Source organism: Shigella sp. FC1967 (assembly GCF_001743005.1).
Classification (GTDB): domain Bacteria; phylum Pseudomonadota; class Gammaproteobacteria; order Enterobacterales; family Enterobacteriaceae; genus Proteus.
On record NZ_MIIZ01001345.1, the window covers coordinates 1 to 379 of the forward strand.

Annotated in this window: 1 rRNA gene; it reads left to right on the forward strand. The window is 53.8% G+C overall.

Annotation, left to right across the window (positions count from 1 at the left end):
* A 23S ribosomal RNA gene (locus tag BHE89_RS21855) occupies positions 1 to 379 on the forward strand; the annotation flags it as partial.

Sequence of the window (379 nt, forward strand, 5' to 3'; positions counted from 1 at the left end):
GCGGGTGAAAAACCCGCACGCCGGAAGACCAAGGGTTCCTGTCCAACGTTAATCGGGGCAGGGTGAGTCGACCCCTAAGGCGAGGCTGAAAAGCGTAGTACGATGGGAAACGGGTTAATATTCCCGTACTGGTGGTAACTGCGATGGGGGAACGGAGAAGGCTAGGTTGTCCGGGCGACGGTCGTCCCGGTTCAAGCATGTAGGCAGAGTGATTAGGCAAATCCGGTCACTTAATGCTGAGGTGTGATGACGAACCACTAAGGTGGTGAAGCAATTGATGCCCTGCTTCCAGGAAAAGCCTCTAAGCTTCAGGTTATCAACAATCGTACCCCAAACCGACACAGGTGGTCAGGTAGAGAATACTCAGGCGCTTGAGAGA